Below are 19,052 nucleotides of genomic sequence, written 5' to 3' on the forward strand. Positions count from 1 at the left end.
ATCGCGGCAGGTCTGCGCTTCTGCCACCGGCGTACTCAGGACAGCGTCAGCGAGCGCTTCCAGGGGCGACGGCCGTGAGCGTATCTTGAGAGCGTGGCATCGAGATCCTTGCCGCAACGCGCAGTCCGCGCGGTCGGCGAAAGCCCGCTCTCCGAGCGGCTTGCCCGCGCTCAGGAGCTGGCTTACGGGCCGCTGATCGAACGGGTACGACGCAGCCCGCTGCACACCGACGTGCTCGGACATTCGTTGCATCCGTCGCTGACCGACGTGACCACCGGGTGCTGGCTCGGCACGTCCATTCTCGACCTCGCCGGTGGGTCCGAGTCGCGTCGCGGGGCGGCGCTCCTCGCCGGGTTCGGACTGCTGGCGTCCATGCCGACGGCTCTCGCAGGCGCCGCCGACTGGGCGGAACTGTCAGGCGCCGAACGCAGGATCGGTGCGGTCCACGGGCTCGGCGCGGACGCTGCGATGTTCCTCTTTGCCGGCTCGCTCGTCGCGCGTCTGCGCGGCAGGCACCAGCTCGGCACAAAGCTTGCTGTAGCCGGGAACCTGGTGATCGCGGGTGCGGGCTTCCTCGGCGGCCATCTGGCTCTGCACCGCGGAACTGCTCGCCGAACTTCCATGACTGAGCCCAACTAGAGCTCTCAACCCAACGCCTTGCCCAGTCGATGTGGAAGCCCGCAGCAGCCTGGGGGCTCAGATCAGTCGCTATTAGGGCGTACACCAGAGCGCATTCGCGATCTTCCAACCGTCGCGAGTGCGGACCAGGTGAAGGTACTCGTGGTACGGCTCAGAGCGGACAAGCACTGAAGCGATGTCGTGCTTGACGTCGAGCACGTCGACCTCGATCTTGCGGTCAGCGAGACCACTGGCGACCTGTACACCCTCGCCCTCGCCCGTCCAGGTGATCATCTGCTCGGCCGTCACGAACGAGAGCGTGGATGCCTGATCCTGCCCAGGCGACCGCTTGACGAGATCGCGGTGGAGCGCTCGCTCCATGCGCGACACGTCACCGTCGAACCACCCGGTGAAGTAGTCGTGAACCGTCGCGACGATGAGTGCTGTGTCGTTGTCCATGACGGTTCCCCTTCAGGGTCACAGCGGCCAAGGTGGCTGCCTCAACCCTATTCGTTGCTGCGCAATGAACGCATGTCACGGAGCACGCTCGTCGGCCTCATGATGCTCGCCGTACCGCCGCGACGTTGCTCCTGGAGCAGGGCGTTGACATAAGGAGCAACTATCGCGCTGATCGGTAAGTCGCGGCTTATGTCACAGTTCGTGATACCCGCAGGTCGAAGCAGGATGTGCCCGGGACGGGATTCGAACCCGTATGCCTTTCGGCCGCGAGGTTTAAGCTCGCTGCGTCTGCCGTTCCGCCACCCGGGCCCGCACGGCAAGGTCTGACCTTACAAGGAAAACATCCGGGCGGCTGGCGAGGCGGTGGCGGCGGCTACTTGTAGACCTTGCGGGGGTAGATGGCGTGGGCGCCGGCGACTCGGTCGAGGAAGAGTTTGCCGTTGCAGTGGTCGATCTCGTGCTGGAGGGCGCGGGCCTCGAAGGCGTCGGTGGTGATGATGACCTGGTCCGTCGTACCGGGGAGGATGCCGGTGACCGTCAGGCGGGTGGCGCGTTTGACATCGCCGGTGAAGTCCGGGACTGACATGCAACCTTCACGACCCTTCTCCTGTCGCGAAGCCTCGACCACGACCGCGTTGCAGAGCACGAAGATCCCGTGGCAGGTCCGCGTCTTCGGGTGCTCGGTCACGTCGAGCGAGAACATCTGGGCCGCCACCCCCACCTGCGGGGCCGCCAGTCCGACACAACCAGGTGACACCCGCATGGTGGCGACCAGGTCGGCGGCGAGCTGAATCATCGACGGGTCGAGCGGATCCACGGTCGCGCCTTCGGTGGCCAGGACCGGATGCGGCGCCCGTAGTACCTCGAGAAACGAGCCCTCGACGCCCAGCGCAGAAGGGGACCAACCGGTAATCACGGTCACAGCTCGTCGCTCTCCGCCGAACGCAAGGTGACGCCGACGCCGAGCTCCTCGGCGGTGATCTCCAGGGCGCGGTTGAGCATCTCGAGCTCGGCGGTCAGCGGCAGCTCGACCTCGGCGGTCAGCACGTACAGCTCCCCACTCAGCCGCGTCGTCAGGTCGGTGATCGTCCCGCCAGCCGAGGCAATCATCCGCGTCACCGCGGCGACGATCCCCGGTCGGTCCGCGCCGTGCACGCTCAGGATGTACGACGGCCCGATCGGCGCGTGCTCGTGTTCGGGGACGACCTTACGGACCGTGATCACCAGTTCCCCGCGCAGCGGCTCGACCGCGGCCTTGACCTCCTCGAACGGCCCGGAGCAGACGATCATCATCGCGAAGTGGCCGCGCAGCAGCGTCATGGTGGAGTCCTCGAGGTTGACTCCGGTGCCGGCCAGGGCCTCGGTGACGTCCGCGATGATGCCCGGGCGGTCCGGACCGATGACGGTGACTGCGAGCTGACTCATGCCCGGAAACCTACCGTCCGACCTAAGTAGCCAAAGAAACGACTTCGGTATCCGGACAGCCGCGAAACCTCCGGAGAGCGCTTACGCACCGCTACATTCGTGCCATGACCGAGTCCCCGCGCCGCCCGCGCCGCAGCAGGCGCGACTGGATCGTGGACTCGCTCGTCTTCGTCGTCGCGGTGTTCACCGGCTTCATCCTCTACGACGACGGCAGCAAGGACCCGGTGAGCCCGGACCTGCTCGCCTTCGACTTCGTCTTCGGGATGGCGCTCTGCCTGACGCTGTGGTTCCGGCGCCGCTGGCCGGTCCAGCTGGCGTTGATCGCGGCCGTGATCGGCACGTTCTCGGACACGGCCGGCGGGGCCGGCGTCATCATCATCCTGACCGTCGCCATCCACTGCCGGCTGCGCACCACGCTGCTCATCTTCGCGGTCAACGCGGTGAGCCTGCTGATCTACGTCCAGGTCAGGCACAAACAGGAGACAGAGGCCCTCGTCGTGGCCGCCGTGGCGATCTACATCGCCCTGATGGCCTGGGGTCTGTACATCCGCTCCCGCCGCCAGCTCCTTCAGACGCTCCGCGACCGCGCCGAGCGGGCCGAGATCATGGCCAAGCTCCAAGCGGAGCAGGCCCAACTGAGAGCCCGCGAGGAGATCGCCCGCGAGATGCACGACGTACTCGGCCACCGGCTGTCCCTGCTCAGCGTCCACGCCGGTGCGCTCGCCTACCGTCCCGATGCGTCCACCGAGGAGGTCGCCGGGGCGGCCGAGATCATCCGGGCCAGCGCTCATCAGGCCTTGCAGGATCTTCGCGAGGTGATCGGCGTACTGCGGGCACCCGTCGGTGAACTCCCGCAGCCGACGTTCGCCGACCTGCCTGTGCTCGTCGAAGGTTCGCGAGAGGCCGGCCTTCCGGTCGACCTGGTATTGGACGCTCCTGGCACGTTGCCGGAGCACGTCGGGCGTACGGCGTACCGGATCGTGCAGGAGGGGTTGACCAACGCGCTCAAGCACGCGCCCGGTGAGCCGGTCCGGATCAGCGTGACCGGTGCCCCCGGCAACGGTTTGTCCGTGGAACTGCGCAACCCCGCACCCAACCGTCGCCGAGGAGATGGGAAAGGCCTGCTCGGACTCGCGGAACGAGCCGCGCTGGTCGACGGCCGGCTGGAACACGGCCGAACCCCCGAGGGCGAGTTCCGGCTCTCCGCTTGGCTACCGTGGCCGGCATGACCATTCGGGTATTGATCGTCGATGACGATCCGCTGCTGCGGGCCGGGCTGAAGTTGATGCTCGGCGGCGCGCCGGACATCCGCGTGGTCGGCGAGGCGGGCGACGGCACCGGCGTACAAGGGCTGATCGACCGGCTCGCGCCGGACGTCGTACTGATGGACATCCGGATGCCCGGCACCGACGGCCTGACCGCGACGGAGGCGGTACGGCGTCGTCCGGGCGCACCCGAGGTCGTCATCCTGACCACGTTCGACGCCGACGAGCACGTACTGCGGGCACTCCGCGCCGGCGCGGCCGGGTTCGTGCTCAAGGACACCCCGCCAGGCGAGATCGTCGATTCGGTACGACGAGTGGCCGGCGGACAGCCCGTCCTCTCGCCGGCCGTGACCAAGCGCCTGATCACCCGGGTCGCGGCGTCCGGCAACGACCAGCGCAAGACCAAGGCGGTCGACCGGCTGGCCGAGCTGAACGTCCGGGAACGCGAGATCGCGGTCGCCGTGGGCGAGGGCAAGTCGAACGCCGAGATCAGCGCGACGCTCTACCTCAGCGTCCCGACCGTGAAGACGCACGTGTCGCGCATCTTGACCAAGCTCGATCTGAACAACCGCGTCCAGATCGCCCTGCTGGTCCACGACGCCGGCATGCTCGACGACACCCGCTGACTCAGGACGGGTGCAGTCGCTGCCAGAGCTCCCCGACCTCGCCGCGCTCCACCGACGCACGGAAGCGTCGGACGAACTTCTCCTCGGCCTCGGCCGCAGGCAACCGTCGATCGGATCGCGGCCGACGGATATCGCGAATGGCGGCGCGAGCTGGAGAACGTCCGCATCACCGGTGGAACGGACACGCAGCGCATAACCTTCTACACCGCGCTCTACCACGCGATGTTGCAGCCGAACGTCTTGAACGACGTGGACGGCCGCTACCTCGGCAGCGACTGGCAGATCCACCGGCTTGCGCCGGGTCAGCGAGCGCAGTACGGCACGTTCTCCGGCTGGGATCAGTACCGCGCACACATCCAGCTATTGGCCCTGCTGAAACCGGAGATCGCGGGTGACTTCGCTCAGTCGATGCACCAGTTTGCCCAGCAGAACCAGGGGATCTGGGACCGCTGGCTGCACAACAACGGACCCACCCACGTGATGACCGGCGATCCGGCCGCACCGACGCTGGCGACGTTCGCGGCGATGGGGGGTGCGCAACTTCGATGCCCGCAGCGCCTATGACTCATTGGTGCGCCAGGCAACCGTGCAGAACGTCGACGCCGAGAACGATGGCGGTTGCCCCGGGCAATGCACCGGGCAACGACAGGCCTTGAACACCTACCTGGCCAAGCAGTACGCACCGCAGGACGCGTGCCACTGCTGGGGCGGTGCCGCCGAAACGCTCGAGAACTCGCTCGCCGACTTCTCCCTGGCTCAGTGGGGGTCCCGGCTCGGCGCCGACGTCCAGTCCCTTCGCGAGCGCGGCGATTGGTGGAAGAACACCTACGATCCGGCCGTCGGATATCAACGGGCTCGGAAGGCTGATGGCACCTGGCAGCCCGGCTTCACCCCCTCGACCGATGTCGGCTTTGCTCAAGGCTCCAGTGCGACGTACACCTGGATGGTGCCGCAGGACGTCTCCGGGCTGGCTTCGCTGATGAACGGCTCGGCGGTCCAGCGTCTTGACGCGTTCTTCCACGACGAGAACGGCAACTGGGCCGTCAAGGGCGGCAGCGCACTCCGCAACGTGTTCGCCGCGATCGGCCTGTTCCCGCAGACCCCGGGCCGCGCGGAACTCCTGGTCGGCAGCCCGCTGTTCCCGAAGGTCGAGGTACGACGAAGCAACGGCGTACGACTGACCATCGAGGCTCCGGCGACATCGGACACCAATCAGTACGTGCAATCGCTGGCCTTGAACGGTCGCAACCGCGCCGAGTCCTGGCTGCCGGAGTCGTTCATCACGCACGGCGGACGCGTCGTCGTACAGATGGGAGCGGCGCCCACCGATTGGGGCGCCGCTCCGGTCGATCACTAAGACCGCGTTGCGCGGCGGAACTCCTCGTTCGGCATCTGGAGACTGCCGAGGCTGGTGACCTCACGGCGGAAGAACAGCGCGAGGGTCCAGTCGAGGATGACGCGGGCCTTGCGGTTGAAGGTGGGGACGCGGGACACGTGGTAGGTCCGGTGCAGGAACCAGGCCGGCCAGCCCTTCACCTTCACGCCGTACAGCTGGGCGACACCCTTGTGCAGGCCGAGGCTCGCGACCGAGCCGACGTACTTGTGCTTGTAGTCCTCCGGCGCCTTGCCGTCGACCACACGCAGGATGTTCTCGGCCAGCAGGTGCGCCTGACGGACCGCGTGCTGCGCGTTCGGGGCGCAGTACACCCCGGGCTTCTCGCTTGTCAGGTCCGGCACGGCGGCGTTGTCGCCGGCCGACCACGCGTCGGTGACACCCTCGATCCGCAGGTTCGCCAGGCACTTGACCCGGCCGCGCTCGTCCAGCGGGAAGTCGGTGGCCGCGAGCGCCGGGTTCGCCTTCACACCGGCGGTCCAGACGATCGTGTCGGCGTCGAACTCCTCGCCGTCACTGAGGATCACGCGACCCTTCTCGCAGGACTCCAGCCGGGTCTCCAGCTTGATGTCCATGTTGCGCTTGCGCAGCTGGTCGACGGTGTACTTGCCGAGCTCCTCGCCGACCTCCGGCAGGATCCGGCCGGTCGCCTCGACCAGCACCCAGCGCATGTCCTCCGGGTTGATGTTGTCGTAGTACCGGGTGGCGTAGCGGGCCATGTCTTCGAGCTCCGCGAACGCCTCGACACCGGCGTACCCACCGCCGACGAAGACGAAGGTCAGCGCGGACTTGCGCAGCGCCGGGTCGGGCTGTGACGACGCGACGTCCAGCCGGTCCAGCACCTTGTTGCGCAGCGCGATCGCTTCCTCGACGTTCTTGAACCCGGTCGCTTCCTCGGCCAGCCCCGGGATCGGCAGCGTCCGGGCGATCGAACCGAGCGCGACCACAACCTGGTCGTAGGCCAGCTCATACTCCGGGCCCTCCTCCGGCATCACCTTGGCGACCTTGTTCTCGTGGTCGATCCCGGTGACCCGGCCGGTCACCACCCGGCAGCCCTTGAGGGTCTTGCGCAGCGGCACCACCACGTGCCGCGGTTCCACCGAGCCGGCCGCCGCCTCGGGCAGGAACGGCTGGTACGTCATCACCGACCGCGGGTCCACCACGGTGACCCGGACCTTGCCCTTCCTGGCCGCGCGACGCAGTCCGTACGCGGTGTACATCCCGACGTAACCGCCTCCGACGATGAGGATGTGCGGCACCTGGGCTGTCATGCGGTTCACTCTCCCTGAGTGGATCTCTGACTTCATGTCTACTTCAGGTTACTGCACTCGTGAAAACTTTCACAAACCCTCTGCCGGGTGATCTCACCCACCGAAACACTCCCCCTCGAGAGGGATTTCGTCATGTAGTCATGGTGCTCCCCCACCCCCCGATCCACCGAGCCCCGACCACTCCCGACACACAACCGCAAGACCGCCCGACCTGCCAGGATGGGTCGATGGAGGCCTTCTACCGGCGCTACCTGACGCGCTGCAACGAGCACCGCTTCGACGACCTCGGCGAGTTCGTCGACGCCGACGTCCGGGTGAACGGAGTACCCACCGGGCTCGACCAGTACGCCGCCGGCATGCGCGCAGTCGTCGACGCGTTCCCCGACTACCACTGGGACCTGCAACATCTCCTCGTCGACGGCGACTGGCTCTCCGCCCACCTGATCGACACCGGCACCCACACCGGCACCTTTCTCGACGTCCCGGCGACAGGCCGAACAGTCAGCGCCGAGGAGTTCGCGATCTACCGGTTCTCCGACGGCAAGATCGTCGACTCTTGGGGCAACCTCGATTCCTCGGTCCGCCACCAACTCACCTGACACGCGCCGATCTGACCATCTGCACGTCGCTGGGCTGAAGTTGATGGTCTGAGGAGCTGCTCATGGGAGGTCTGCCAGGGACTTTGCGCGGGTGAGGACGGCGTCGAGCATCGGGGCGGTGAGTTTGCCGGTGAAGGTGTTTTGCTGGCTGGGGTGGAAGCAGCCCAGGACGGTCAGGTCGCCGATGCGGTGCTCTACTGCGTGACCGAACTTGGGGCGGGGTCTGGGTACGGCGGCGCCGACGGACGCGAGGGCGTTGAGGAGTGCGTCGTACCCGAACTTGCCCAGGCAGACGATGGCGCGGGTGGTCGGGAGGGCCAGTTGTAGTTCGCGGCGGAACCACGGGGCGCAGGTGTCGCGTTCCTCGGTAGTGGGTTTGTTGGCGGGTGGGGCGCAGCGGACGGCGGCGATCATGCGGGTGGCGGTCAGTTGGAGGCCGTCGCCGGCGTGTTCGCTGGTCGGCTGGTTCGCGAGGCCGACGCGGTGGAGGGCGGCGAACAGCCAGTCGCCGGAGCGGTCGCCGGTGAAGACCCGGCCGGTCCGGTTGCCGCCGTGGGCCGCGGGTGCCAGGCCGGCGATCAGGATCCGCGGCTCGGCCGCACCCCAGCCGGCGATCGGCCGGCCCCAGTACGGCTGGTCGGCGAACGACTTCCGCTTGCCTAGGGCAACTTCTTCGCGCCACTCCACCAACCGCGAGCAAGCCCGGCACACCGACACCCGAGCTTCCAGCTCCGCCAGCTCACCGGTCTCCGCGAGCTCGACCACCTCGGCAGCCGAGCGTGCCACCGGAGTACGCCGTACGGCGGGATCCTCCGGCCACCCGGACCCTGGCGGCACCGGACTCTCGAACAACTCCCCCGTCAACGGGTGCGGCAACTTCATACCCCTCAGACTAGAGAGATGAGCGTCGTAGGAGTCGTTGCGTCGGCAACGGGTGGGGTCGAGCAACTGCGCGAGCACCTGATCAAACCGCTGATCGCGCGAGGACATCAGCCCGCCATCACCCTCACGCCGACGGCGGCCGAGTGGCTCGCGCCGGCCGAGCGGTGGGAGCTCGAACGCCTCACCGAACTCCCGGTCCGCTCGCATCCCCGCCGAGGAACGCCCGCACCCTCCGATCGACCTGTTCATCGCCGCCCCGGCCAGCGCGAACACTGTCGCCAAGCTGGCACTCGGGATCGGCGACAGCCAGGCGCTGACTGTGCTGTGCGAAGGGCTCGGCGGTACGCCGATGGTCGTCTTTCCACGCGTGAACGCGGCCCACGCGAGGCATCCCGCGTGGGCCGGTCACTTGGACACCCTGCGTACGGCGGGTGTCGTGCTGGTGGAGTGGGAGCTGCTGGAGCCGCGGTCCGAGGACGGCCCACGGCGGCTGCCGTGGGACCGGATCCTCGAATCAGCCGACAAGCTCCTCTAGAACAGGCTCAGGTGTGGCAGTCACGCGGCGAGCCCGTGGGATGGCCAGGGCCAGGAGTACGGCGACCGCGCAGAAGGCGGCGAGGAGCAGGAAGGTGTCGGTGAAGCCGGACTCAGCCGGCAGGCCGCTCGTTTGGACATGGCCGGTGATGATCGAGCTGGCGATCGCCGTACCGATCGAACCGCCGATGGTGCGGATGTTGGCGCTCATGCCGGTCGCGGCGCCGGTCTGTTCACGCGGCACGTTCTGCACGATCAGACTCGTCATCGACGCGTAGGCCAGCCCCAGACCGAGGCCGAACACGGCGGTCGCGATCGCCACCTGCCACGGCTGGTCGTGGAACTCGGCGAAGGCCACGGACGCGACCAGGCTGAGCGCCGATCCCCAGACGACCTGCGCCTTCACGCTGAACCACGGCGCGATCGGCCCGCTCAGCGAACCGCTCACCGCCATCGTCACCAGCATCGGCAGCATCAGCAGCCCGGCCTGGCTCACACTCGACCCGAACCCGAAGCCGGCCACCGTCGGGATCTGCATGAACTGCGGCACGAACGCGTACACCGCGAACATCGCCGCACCGAACAACAGCGCCACCAGGTTGGTCGTCCAGACCGCCGGCAACCGCATCATGCGCATATCGATCAACGGGTTCCGCGACCGCAGTTCGACCGTGATCCAGCCGACGAGCAGTACGGCGGCCGCCACGAACAAACCGATTGTCGACAAAGAACCCCAGCCCCACGACCGACCCGCACTCAACGGCAGGAGCAGCGCGACCAGCCAGCCCGACAGCAACGCGGCGGCCAGCCAGTCGATCCGGCCCGGCACCCGCTGCGGCGACTCGGGCACGTACCGGCGAGCCATCACAGCGGCCAGCGTGACGACGACGAGCGGAATCCAGAACAGCCAGCGCCAGCCGAGCGCCTCGACGATCGGGCCGGCCAGGACGATGCCCAGACCGCCACCGACCGCAATGACAGCGGACAGTACGCCGACCACGGACGGCACCCGCTCCGGCGGGAACTCGTCGCGGATGATGCCGAACGCAAGCGGGAACACCGCGCCGCCGAGGCCCTGGACCACCCGGGCACCGATCAGTACGCCGATGTTCGGGGCGATCGCAGCGAGCAGACAACCGACCGCGAGGGCAGCCAGCGCGATCAGCAGCGTGCGCTCCTTGCCGACCATGTCGCCGATCCGCCCGAGCAGTGGGGTCGCCACCGAGACCGAAAGGAGCAGTGCGGTGAACACCCAGGTGACGGTGCCGGCCGTCGTACCCAGGTCGCGCTGGATGACCGGCAACGCCGGGCTGACCAGCGATTGCAACATCGAGAACGCGGCCACGACGGTCGCCAGCACAGCCAGCGTCAGGCGTGGAGAGGAACTACTTCCAGGCATGCAGAAGTCCTTCGAAAGGGTGTGAGTACGCCACTTGCGGCGGCGTCAGAAGTCCCCGGCCTGGTAAAGTCGAGGTACGCCTCCACTATAACGGAGGCATACCTCCGGTTCCAAGTCGTTAGGGTGAAGTGTGGATCAGACCAGGCCGGCGTTGCGGGTCGACGTACGACGGCCGCAGCGGGCCGACGCGCGGCGGAACTTCGACGCCCTGCTCGCCGCCGCGCGGGAGGCGTTCGCGACCAAAGGGGTCGATGCGTCGCTGGAGGAGATCGCGCGTCGGGCCGGTGTCGGCATCGGCACGCTGTACCGCAACTTCCCTACCCGGCAGGACCTGCTGAACGCGGTCTACCTGGGCGAGATCGAGGAGTTGTGCATCGCCGCCGAGGACGTGGCCGACCTGCCGCCGTGGGAGGCTTTGACCACCTGGCTGCGCCGGTTCGTCGGGTACGCCGCGACCAAGCGCGCGATCTACGAGTCGCTGAACCGGGAGTCCGAGAGCTTCAAGATCTCCCGGGAGGCGATGTTCGCCGCCGGCACCCCACTGTTCGAGCAGGCGCAGAAGTCCGGCGACGCCCGCTCGGACGTGAACTTCGACGACGTACTGCGGATGGTCAGCGGCCTGACCGCGGCCGGGTACGTCGACGACGCGCAGCGCGACCGGGTCCTGGCGATCGCCCTCGACGGCATCCGCAACCGCTGACCCGCGGACGCCCAGGCCATCACAACCGGGCCTGATGACCGGCAACAGGCGCGGTGACGTGGATTCGGCGTCATTGTGATGGCCTGGAGATCCGGCTCAGGCGAGTGAGAGTGCGACGCCGTCCAGGATGTCGTGCTCGGACACGAGCACTTCCTCCACGGCCAGCCGGTCGTACAACCGCTGCAGAATCAACGCGCCCGCACCGATCACGTCCACCCGTCCAGGATGAATCACCGGTACGGCGGAACGCTCGGCGCGACTGGAGTTTGTCAACCAGGCGGTGGTGTCGCGCAAGACCGGCCCGGCGATCCGCGCGTGGTGGATCTGCGACCAGTCGTACTCGGTCAGCTTGAGCGCGACAGCGGCGACTGTGGTGACCGTCCCGGCCACGCCGACCAACGCCCGGGCCTGACCGATCGGCACCGAGGTTGCGTCCAGCAACGCGTCCACGTCCTTGGCGATGGCGGCGAGCTCGTCCGGCGTGGTCGGGTCGGAGGTGACATGCCGCTCGGTCAGCCGCACCGAGCCGATGTCGAGTGACTCGGCTGCGATCACTCCGTCCGGGTCACCCAGAACCAGCTCGGTGGATCCACCGCCGATGTCGGCCACGAGGTAGGGGCCGGGTACGTCGAGCGCGGTCAGCCCACCGGTTGCGCCACGGAAGGTCAGCTCGGCCTCCTCGGCACCGGAGATGATGTCCGGCTCCACGCCGAAGCGCTGGGAGACTCCCGCGAAGAACTCGTCCCGATTGCTGACGTCCCGCGCCGCCGAAGTCGCCACGAAACGGGTCCGGGTCGCGCCGGACTGGCGGATCACAGCGGCGAAGTCGTCGGAGGCTGTGAACACCCGCTCGAGGGCTTCCGGTGCGAACGCTCCCGTCGCATCCACTCCCTGTCCGAGGCGGACGATCGTCATCCGCCGGTCGACCTCGACGAGCTCACCGTGTGCCAGGTCGGCGATCAGCAAACGGATGGAATTCGTCCCGCAGTCCACCGCGGCGACGCGGTCAGACACACGGACCTCGGCGGCCCCAGTCTTCGAGGGCTTCGAGGGTTTCGTCGCCGAGGGGGTTCACGCCTGGGCCGGCGGCCAGGGAGTGGCCGGCCAGGACGTGGAGGCATTTGACCCGGGTGGGCATGCCACCGGCGGTGATGCCGGCGATCTCCTCGACGTGTTCGATCGACTCGCGGTGGGCCAGGTAGGACTCGTGGGCGGCGCGATAGCGAGCGGCCAGGTCCTCGTCGGTGCCGAGCCGGTCCGTCATCTCTTTCATCATGCCCTCGGCCTCGAGCGTGCCGATCGCGGACGCGAGTCGCGGGCAGGTCACGTAGTACGTGGTCGGGAACGGCGTACCGTCCGGCAGGCGGGGCTCGGTCTCCACCACGTCGGGCAGGCCGCAGCTGCATCGGTGGGCGATGGACCGGATCCCGCGCGCGGTCCGTCCGAGCTGCTTGCTGACCGCTTCGAGGTCGTCAGGACTAACGGTCACCGGGTCGCCTTCGGAGATGGGGTCAAGATCGGCTTCGGGGTCGGCTTGGCCGGCTTCGGGGTCGACGGGACGGCGGGTTTGCCCGCGCCCTCGACGCTCCCCCACAGCCTGGTGTACCAGGTCGGCTGCTGCTCGTCGGCCGAGGCGTCGGACGGCGTCGAAGGCTCCGGCGGCGCACCGATCGGCTTCCCGTCCGCGCCGATCACGCGGTAGCCGACCTCACCCGGCATCACCCAGCCGAGCCGCTGCCGGGCCTGCGCCTTCACGTACGCGTCGTCGTCCCAGCGGGCGATCTCGTCGTTCAGCTCGCCGACCCGCTTCTCCCGGTCGCGGATCTCCTGCTGCAGCGCGGTGATCTGCTGGTGCTGGTCGAACCACACCCGCAGGCTCTGCGCGTACGACACGATCAACGCACCGAGCACGAGCAGTACGACGGCCGCCCGGCCGGTGAGGTTGCGGGAGCCCCGGGTCCGGGCCGGTTCGGCCGAGGTTCCCGTCGTACGGCGTTTGGGCTGGTCGCCCCGCCGGGCCGGTGGACGCGACTGGGTCCGACTCGACGGACGCGAGCCGGGGCGTGCACCGGATTCCCGACGGGACGAGGCCATCCAATCAGCCCTTGAACCGCGGGAAGGCCGAGCGGCCGGCGTAGACCGCCGCGTCGTCGAGCTCCTCTTCGATCCGGAGCAGCTGGTTGTACTTCGCGGTCCGGTCGGACCGGGCCGGCGCGCCGGACTTGATCTGGCCGCAGTTGGTCGCGACCGCCAGGTCGGCGATGGTGGTGTCCTCGGTCTCACCGGAGCGGTGGCTCATCATGCAGGTGAAGCCGCTGCGGCGGGCCAGGTCGACCGCGTCCAGGGTCTCGGTCAGCGAGCCGATCTGGTTCACCTTCACCAGCAGCGAGTTCGCCGCCTTCTCGGTGATACCGCGCTGCAGCCGCTCGACGTTGGTGACGAACAGGTCGTCGCCGACGATCTGGATCTTGTCGCCCAGCTGGGTGCTGAGGTTCTTCCAGCCGTCCCAGTCCTCCTCGTTCAGCGGGTCCTCGATCGAGACGATCGGGTACGACGCGACCAGGTCGGCGTAGTAGGCGATCATCTCGTCGGCCGACTTCTTGCCACCCTCGAACGCGTACACGCCGTCGGTGTGGAACTCGCTCGCAGCCACGTCCATCGCCAGCGCGATGTCCTTGCCCGCCTCCAGCCCGGCCTTCTCGATCGCGACCAGGATCAGGTCCAGCGCCTCGCGGTTGGTCGCCAGGTTCGGCGCGAAACCGCCCTCGTCACCGAGACCGGTGGACAGTCCGCGCTCCTTCAGCACCGCCTTCAGCGCGTGGTAGACGCCGGCGCCCTGCATCACTGCTTCGGCGTACGTCGGTGCGCCGATCGGGGCGATCATGAACTCCTGCACGTCGACGTTGCTGTCCGCGTGCGCGCCGCCGTTGAGGATGTTCATCATCGGCACCGGGAGCACGTGCGCGTTCGGGCCGCCGACGTACCGGAACAGCGGGAGGCCGGCCGACTCCGCGGCCGCCTTGGCGACGGCGAGGCTGACGCCGAGGATCGCGTTCGCGCCCAGCTTGGCCTTGTTCGGGGTGCCGTCCAGGTCCAGCAGGGCGTGGTCGATCAGCCGCTGCTCGTGGACGTCGTACCCGACGATCTCCTTGTCGATGTCCTCCAGGATGGCGGTGACCGCCTTCTGGACACCCTTGCCGCCGTACCGGGCCTTGTCGCCGTCACGCAGTTCGACGGCCTCGAACTGACCGGTGGACGCACCCGACGGCACGGCCGCCCGGGCTACGGTGTCGTCGTCGAGCAGAACCTCGACCTCGACAGTGGGGTTGCCGCGCGAGTCGAGGATCTCGCGGGCGCCGACGGCCTCGATGGTGGCCACATTGACTCCCAAGTTCTCGATGACGAATCAGCCTGAGCCTAGCTGCCAGACCAGCGAGCAGGGTGGACCGCGTCGGCCTCCACGATCGCATCCGGGGGTACCGACCGCGTGAGTAACACTCCGTTGGGTGCGCGATAGACGGCCAAATCCCTGGAATCCACGCCCAGCAAGACTTCTACGGCCGATCGCCGCCTGACCGGACTGTCCTTCGCAGGGGCCAGATGGACATGGGTACGCCGTCCCGGCAGCAAACCGTCACGCTGGATCGCCGGCAGCGCTTGCCGGTTGGTCCCGTGCCAGAGCAGGTGATCGGGGTGCACCCGTTCCCAACTGTTCTCCAAGGCTTCACACGTCACCGGCATCCCGGCGAGCGAGTGGCCCTGACACGCCCGGATCCGGTCGCCGTCCACCTGTAGGCGCTGCTTGTCGTTGTGCTCCACGGCGGCATCGAGCGCCGTACGGTCCATCTGCAGGACCCGAAGGACATCGTCGATCAGCGCCCAGCCGTCCGCACTCATCGTGAGACCGCGCTCACCTGCTGTATGCCTGAGCAGCCTGGAGACCTTCCGGCTGTCCCTGCTCACAGCAACATCCCCTTCAGCTCGTCCACCCGATCACTCGCATCCCCGCGCGTGACGATGTAGTACCGCACCGGCGGCAGGTCCTTCACCGGAATCCGCCGTACGGCGCTCGTCACCCGGACCGACCCGTTCACGACGGCCGGACCTACTCCTAGACGGACGAAGTGGACCAGCAGTTCCCACCCCTCCGCCTCCACCGCGACGGACCACCGGATGCCTTGATCCAGCATGCTCCGCTCCAGCTGCTGCCGGTGCGGACGCCCCTTCGGCGGTACGACGAGCGCCTCGTCCTGCAGGTCCTTCAGCCTGATGCTCCGCCGATCGGCCAGGCGGTGATCAGCCCGGGTGATCAGGGTCTGCGGGTACTGCGACAGCACCTCGCACTCGAGATCGTCCGGCGGAACTGTCAGCGCCGTGACCCCGACATCTGCCGTGCCCTCCCTCACCGCCGCGAGGGTCTCACTGGCATCTCCGGTCCTCAGCTGCAGCTCACGCCCTTTCGCCAGGAACCGTCTGATGGGGTCGCCCAGGAGGTACAGGTACGTGCCTGAGCCCGCCACGAGCACGAGCGGTCTGGACGGCGCCAGATCCAATGTGCCGAGGAACTCGGCCGCCCTGTCGCGGCTGTCGTTCGCGAAAGCCGCCAACTGCTCCCCGACCTCGGTCAGCCGCAGCAGCCGGCCCTGCTTGAGATACAGCGACCTGCCCAAGCGCGCTTCGAGCTTGCGGATGCGGGTGTGGAGGGCCGGCTGGCTGACGTGCAACTCGGCTGCGGCGCGGGTGAAGTTGCGGTGCCGGGCGAACACCGCGAACGCTTCCAGGTCCTCCGCGACCAATCCAATCATTACTTCAAACTATAGCTGTTGAGCTGATTGATAGTTCTGCTGGAGAGTCCGAGTCGTCAGCCTGAAGACATGAACAGATTGGGAATCGACATCGGCCGGGTGATCATCGACGGATCCTCGGGGACCGGTGACACGTCGTTCTTCTCCGGCGACACCACGGCCATGCTGCGGACCCCCGCCGTACCAGGGGCTTTCGAGGCGATCACGCGATTGGTGCGGTTGTTCGACGGGCAGGCGTGGCTGGTGTCCAAGTGTGGACCGCGGGTGCAGCAACGCTCACTGGAATGGTTGCGGCATCACCGCTTCTTCGAACTGACCGGCATTGCCGAGGGCAACGTCCGCTTCTGTCTGCAACGCCCGCAGAAGGCGATCCACTGCGCCGACCTCGGCATCACCCATTTCGTCGACGACAAGCCGGACGTGATCGCGGCCATCGAGGGTGTGGTCGCCTACCGCTACCTCTTCAAGAACTGGGCGTCGACCGAGGCCCAGATCCTCGATGACCTACAGGCCGAAGGCGCGGCGGGCGTCGGCAAGCCCTTTGCGGTTCTCGGCCGGGTCGGCGATCCCGGTGCGGACGTCGTTTGAGCACCGCCAGGCGAAGTAGCCGGCCTGGACGGCGTACCGCACCTGCAAGAACGCGTCGAGCCCGGCCTCGACCTCATCGCGCAACTCCGGCCGCTCCTTCAGGTACGCCGGAACGACTGAGCCGGGTCCGTTGACGTACATGACGGCCGAGGCCACGTCGTACAGCACCGGCCCGTGCATCGCCGCACCCCAGTCGATCAACGCGGTGGCGCCGTCCTGCAGACGCATGAACGCCTCCGGGGACGGGTCTCCGTGCAACCACCCCCAGGTCAGCGGACCGAGCCGTCGTACCCCTTCCATCGCACCCTCGACGGCAGGCCGGATCCACTCCTCGAGGTCCAGCGACGACTCGAAGACCCGCAGGAACTGAAGCCATTCGGCCACGTCCCCCTCGGCAGTCCGGCTCTCCTGATGCACCCGCCCCAGCAGCTCACCAACCGCAGCCGCGTCAGCGTCGGTCAGCGGCACCCCGTCGACGAACTCCAGTACGCCGACCCACCGGCCGTCGTACGCCTCGACCAGCCGGCGAGCGTTGCTGGGGACCGGCCGACCGGTCACAAACCCCGCGTCACCAAGCCGAGCCGCCAACTCCAGCCCAGGCCCGAACCCCTCGTCACTCGCATCCACCGCCTTGACGACAACCCGCCACTCATCGCCCTCAGCCAGCCAGGTCGTCGACCCCATCCCACCCGGCAACCGCGCCACCCGCGTCGCCTTCCGCCCCCACCGCTCCGCCAGCAACTCCGCGACATCCACCCGCCCCACCCTGCCAGCCCGGTCGCTGGGCTCGCATCGGGTTTTCAGCCGGCGGACTCGGTGGTGCGGATCTCTTGGGCCAGGTGCTGGATGGTGGTGCGGAGGGCTTGTTCGGGGTCGATGCCTAGGGTGCGGGACTCGCGGACCAGATCCAGCAACTGCTGCCCGATGCGGTCGGCATCGTCAGCAGGCTCGGCCCTCTTCACCTCCGCGGGGAGATGCTTGGCGGCTCGGCCGAGGACCTTGTCGGCCAAGGCCAGGGCGGGGAGGGCCAGGGGGATGCCTTCGAGGACTGAGGTGCGTTGTTTCTCGGCGGCCTTGATGGTTTCCCAGTTGGCTTCGACGGCGGCCGCGTCGGCTGCGTCAACGGTGCCGAAGACGTGCGGGTGGCGGCGGATGAGTTTCTCGACGATGTCGCCGGCCACGTCGTCGACGGAGTAGCCCTCGTCCGGGTCCTCCTCGGCGATCCGGGAGTGGAACGCGACCTGGAGGAGGAGGTCGCCGAGCTCTTCGCGAAGGTGGGCGCGGTCGCCGGTGTCGATGGCCTCGAGGGTCTCGTAGGTCTCCTCGAGCAGGTACTTCGCCAGGCTCTCGTGCGTCTGCTCCTGGTCCCACGGGCAGTTCCGGCGCAGCCGGTCCATCACCCGCACCAGGTCGATGAGCCGCGCGCCGGGTACGTCGTACGACCCGTGCAGGATCTCCACCTCGTACGGCGGACGGGGCTCCCGACTCAGCTGGTCGGCCACCACCCGCAACAACCCGGGCTCCCCGTCCTCACCGACCAGCCAGACGACTCGCTGACCCGCGCCGGCCGCAGCCGAAAGCCACGCCCAGTGCTCGGCGACTCCGCCTTCGACCTGGGAAACCACCAGGCCGGACCCCACCAAAGCCTGCACATCCGGCCTCGCCGGAACGGCCGCGCCGGCGCCGGAGGAGATCCCCGCGGCGCCGATGGCGTCGGCGTCGGCGAAGGCCTGCCAGGCCGCGCGGGTGAGCAGGCCTGGTGCCACCCGAGGGCTGGTCAGGACGACCTTGATCGCACCGCCCGCGGTGTCACCAGGCATCCAGGTACCTCAGCCCTGGGGCTGGTTCTGCTGGGCGGCCTGCTCGGCGGCTTCCCGCTTGGCCTTGGCCTGGGCGGACTCCTCGGACAGCGAGCCGGAGATCTTGCTGTCGATCCGGCCGTCGGTCCACTGACCGAAACGCGGCGAGATGTCGACGTCGACGTCCTTCGAGGCTTCCTTGATCGCCTGCAGACCGGCCTGCTGGGCCACCTGCACCTTCGGGTCCTTGACCCCGGTGCCGCCGCCGAGCTTGATGGTCGCGACCGCGGCCGCGGCGACCTGGTGCAGGAAGTCCCGCGCCACCGGGTCCGCCTCGAACTTCGCGTACGCCGTCGGGTCGTTGACCACCAGCTTGGCCGCCTCGGCGGTCTCGGCGTCGCTGACCGCGATCGACCGTTGCTCGCTGACATGGGCCACCAGCGCGTTGTTCACCAGTTCGCTCAGCGCCACCGTGCTGTTGAAGTCCTGCCCGAGCGCGGTGCTGACCGCACGGGAGGTGGTGTCGACGTCACCGACGGTGATCTCCGTGTCGCCGACCACGGCCGCCGCACCCGGGTGCGTCCCCGCCGCGCAGCCGCCGACCAGCAGCACTGTCGCCACTGCCGCACCGAGGGCCCGAAGCCGTCGCGATGTGCTCACCGAATCTCCTCGCCTTGTCCAGTTCAAGT

General features: G+C 68.2%; 24 protein-coding genes and 1 tRNA gene. 9 read left to right on the plus strand and 16 right to left on the minus strand.

All coding sequences use genetic code 11. The features are described from left to right. Positions 1-93 precede the first annotated feature (93 nt). The gene (locus tag EV652_RS07915; protein ID WP_132208327.1) at positions 94-639 is read left to right on the plus strand and encodes a DUF2231 domain-containing protein; all 546 of its coding nucleotides are present in this window, start codon (positions 94-96) and stop codon (positions 637-639) included. A 72-nt stretch (positions 640-711) separates the two neighbouring features. Here the strand turns inward: EV652_RS07915 and EV652_RS07920 are convergent, their stop codons facing one another. The 4 genes from EV652_RS07920 to EV652_RS07935 form a co-directional block, all read right to left on the minus strand. Continuing rightward, entirely contained in the window at positions 712-1,077 is a 366-nt protein-coding gene (locus tag EV652_RS07920; RefSeq protein ID WP_132208328.1) for a nuclear transport factor 2 family protein, read from the minus strand. A gap of 228 nt (positions 1,078-1,305) precedes the next feature. Further along, positions 1,306-1,386: transfer RNA gene (locus EV652_RS07925), tRNA-Leu, on the minus strand. A gap of 64 nt (positions 1,387-1,450) precedes the next feature. Further along, on the minus strand, positions 1,451-1,993 hold the full coding sequence (locus EV652_RS07930; protein WP_242001625.1) for a peptide deformylase: 543 nt from the start codon (positions 1,991-1,993) through the stop codon (positions 1,451-1,453). A gap of 2 nt (positions 1,994-1,995) precedes the next feature. Continuing rightward, a complete protein-coding gene (locus EV652_RS07935) occupies positions 1,996-2,502 on the minus strand; it encodes a glycine cleavage system transcriptional repressor (protein ID WP_132208330.1) in 507 nt (168 codons plus the stop codon). Positions 2,503-2,606: 104 nt separating this feature from the next. Here EV652_RS07935 and EV652_RS07940 point away from each other — a divergent pair, with 104 nt between their 5' ends. From EV652_RS07940 to EV652_RS45740, 4 genes are all read left to right on the plus strand, one after another. After that, positions 2,607-3,731, plus strand: a complete 1,125-nt coding sequence (locus EV652_RS07940) for a sensor histidine kinase (RefSeq protein ID WP_132208331.1) — start codon at positions 2,607-2,609, stop codon at positions 3,729-3,731. Next, the gene (locus EV652_RS07945) at positions 3,728-4,393 is read left to right on the plus strand and encodes a response regulator (protein WP_132208332.1); all 666 of its coding nucleotides are present in this window, start codon (positions 3,728-3,730) and stop codon (positions 4,391-4,393) included. Before EV652_RS07940 ends, EV652_RS07945 begins: the two co-directional genes overlap by 4 nt. Positions 4,394-4,543: 150 nt before the next feature. Beyond that, positions 4,544-4,957 carry a glycoside hydrolase domain-containing protein gene (locus EV652_RS45735; protein WP_255512585.1) on the plus strand — a complete coding sequence of 138 codons (414 nt, stop codon included), beginning with the start codon at positions 4,544-4,546 and terminating at the stop codon, positions 4,955-4,957. Between the two features lie 7 nt (positions 4,958-4,964). Continuing rightward, a complete protein-coding gene (locus EV652_RS45740; protein WP_255512579.1) occupies positions 4,965-5,750 on the plus strand; it encodes a glycoside hydrolase domain-containing protein in 786 nt (261 codons plus the stop codon). Here the strand turns inward: EV652_RS45740 and EV652_RS07955 are convergent. Further along, positions 5,747-7,057: an NAD(P)/FAD-dependent oxidoreductase gene (locus tag EV652_RS07955; RefSeq protein WP_132208333.1), complete on the minus strand. Its 1,311-nt coding sequence runs from the start codon at positions 7,055-7,057 to the stop codon at positions 5,747-5,749. The two genes, EV652_RS45740 and EV652_RS07955, sit on opposite strands and share 4 nt — an antisense overlap. A gap of 227 nt (positions 7,058-7,284) precedes the next feature. Between EV652_RS07955 and EV652_RS07960 the strand changes: the two genes are divergently transcribed. Then, positions 7,285-7,656, plus strand: a complete 372-nt coding sequence (locus tag EV652_RS07960) for an ester cyclase (RefSeq protein ID WP_132208334.1) — start codon at positions 7,285-7,287, stop codon at positions 7,654-7,656. A 60-nt stretch (positions 7,657-7,716) separates the two neighbouring features. On the opposite strand, the gene EV652_RS07965 is transcribed toward EV652_RS07960, so the two are convergent. Then, positions 7,717-8,538, minus strand: coding sequence for a uracil-DNA glycosylase (locus tag EV652_RS07965; RefSeq protein WP_132208335.1), 822 nt, complete (start codon positions 8,536-8,538; stop codon positions 7,717-7,719). A 295-nt stretch (positions 8,539-8,833) separates the two neighbouring features. Here EV652_RS07965 and EV652_RS45140 point away from each other — a divergent pair, with 295 nt between their 5' ends. Further along, positions 8,834-9,073 carry a hypothetical protein gene (locus tag EV652_RS45140; RefSeq protein WP_500784488.1) on the plus strand — a complete coding sequence of 80 codons (240 nt, stop codon included), beginning with the start codon at positions 8,834-8,836 and terminating at the stop codon, positions 9,071-9,073. Here the strand turns inward: EV652_RS45140 and EV652_RS07975 are convergent. Further along, on the minus strand, positions 9,053-10,471 hold the full coding sequence (locus EV652_RS07975) for an MFS transporter (protein ID WP_132208336.1): 1,419 nt from the start codon (positions 10,469-10,471) through the stop codon (positions 9,053-9,055). The genes EV652_RS45140 and EV652_RS07975 overlap by 21 nt on opposite strands. A gap of 130 nt (positions 10,472-10,601) precedes the next feature. Here EV652_RS07975 and EV652_RS07980 point away from each other — a divergent pair, with 130 nt between their 5' ends. Next, entirely contained in the window at positions 10,602-11,171 is a 570-nt protein-coding gene (locus EV652_RS07980) for a TetR/AcrR family transcriptional regulator (RefSeq protein WP_132208337.1), read from the plus strand. A 96-nt stretch (positions 11,172-11,267) separates the two neighbouring features. Here the strand turns inward: EV652_RS07980 and EV652_RS07985 are convergent, their stop codons facing one another. From EV652_RS07985 to EV652_RS08010, 6 genes are read right to left on the minus strand one after another with little or no spacing between them, the layout of a single operon-like run. Beyond that, positions 11,268-12,185, minus strand: coding sequence for a Ppx/GppA phosphatase family protein (locus tag EV652_RS07985; RefSeq protein ID WP_199238057.1), 918 nt, complete (start codon positions 12,183-12,185; stop codon positions 11,268-11,270). Continuing rightward, positions 12,178-12,660 carry a DUF501 domain-containing protein gene (locus EV652_RS07990; protein ID WP_132208338.1) on the minus strand — a complete coding sequence of 161 codons (483 nt, stop codon included), beginning with the start codon at positions 12,658-12,660 and terminating at the stop codon, positions 12,178-12,180. The genes EV652_RS07985 and EV652_RS07990 overlap by 8 nt, the downstream gene beginning before the upstream one ends. Continuing rightward, positions 12,657-13,265, minus strand: coding sequence for an FtsB family cell division protein (locus EV652_RS07995; protein ID WP_132208339.1), 609 nt, complete (start codon positions 13,263-13,265; stop codon positions 12,657-12,659). The genes EV652_RS07990 and EV652_RS07995 overlap by 4 nt, the downstream gene beginning before the upstream one ends. 4 nt (positions 13,266-13,269) lie before the next feature. Beyond that, positions 13,270-14,550 carry a phosphopyruvate hydratase gene (gene eno / locus EV652_RS08000; RefSeq protein ID WP_132208340.1) on the minus strand — a complete coding sequence of 427 codons (1,281 nt, stop codon included), beginning with the start codon at positions 14,548-14,550 and terminating at the stop codon, positions 13,270-13,272. A 38-nt stretch (positions 14,551-14,588) separates the two neighbouring features. After that, complete coding sequence (locus EV652_RS08005; protein WP_132208341.1) at positions 14,589-15,134, minus strand: RNA 2'-phosphotransferase; 546 nt, start codon at positions 15,132-15,134, stop codon at positions 14,589-14,591. After that, a complete protein-coding gene (locus EV652_RS08010) occupies positions 15,131-15,976 on the minus strand; it encodes a LysR family transcriptional regulator (protein WP_132208342.1) in 846 nt (281 codons plus the stop codon). Before EV652_RS08010 ends, EV652_RS08005 begins: the two co-directional genes overlap by 4 nt. Positions 15,977-16,045: 69 nt before the next feature. Here EV652_RS08010 and EV652_RS08015 point away from each other — a divergent pair, with 69 nt between their 5' ends. Beyond that, the gene (locus EV652_RS08015; protein WP_132208343.1) at positions 16,046-16,564 is read left to right on the plus strand and encodes a hypothetical protein; all 519 of its coding nucleotides are present in this window, start codon (positions 16,046-16,048) and stop codon (positions 16,562-16,564) included. Here EV652_RS08015 and EV652_RS08020 read toward each other — a convergent pair. From EV652_RS08020 to EV652_RS08030, 3 genes are read right to left on the minus strand one after another with little or no spacing between them, the layout of a single operon-like run. Continuing rightward, the gene (locus tag EV652_RS08020; RefSeq protein ID WP_132208344.1) at positions 16,481-17,320 is read right to left on the minus strand and encodes a phosphotransferase enzyme family protein; all 840 of its coding nucleotides are present in this window, start codon (positions 17,318-17,320) and stop codon (positions 16,481-16,483) included. The two genes, EV652_RS08015 and EV652_RS08020, sit on opposite strands and share 84 nt — an antisense overlap. Before the next feature lie 44 nt (positions 17,321-17,364). Beyond that, the gene (locus tag EV652_RS08025) at positions 17,365-18,384 is read right to left on the minus strand and encodes a nucleoside triphosphate pyrophosphohydrolase (protein ID WP_132208345.1); all 1,020 of its coding nucleotides are present in this window, start codon (positions 18,382-18,384) and stop codon (positions 17,365-17,367) included. A 9-nt stretch (positions 18,385-18,393) separates the two neighbouring features. Continuing rightward, positions 18,394-19,023: a SurA N-terminal domain-containing protein gene (locus EV652_RS08030; protein ID WP_132208346.1), complete on the minus strand. Its 630-nt coding sequence runs from the start codon at positions 19,021-19,023 to the stop codon at positions 18,394-18,396. Between the last annotated feature and the right edge of the window lie 29 nt (positions 19,024-19,052).

Origin of the sequence: Kribbella steppae, assembly GCF_004342025.1 — a bacterium.
GTDB lineage: Bacteria > Actinomycetota > Actinomycetes > Propionibacteriales > Kribbellaceae > Kribbella > Kribbella steppae.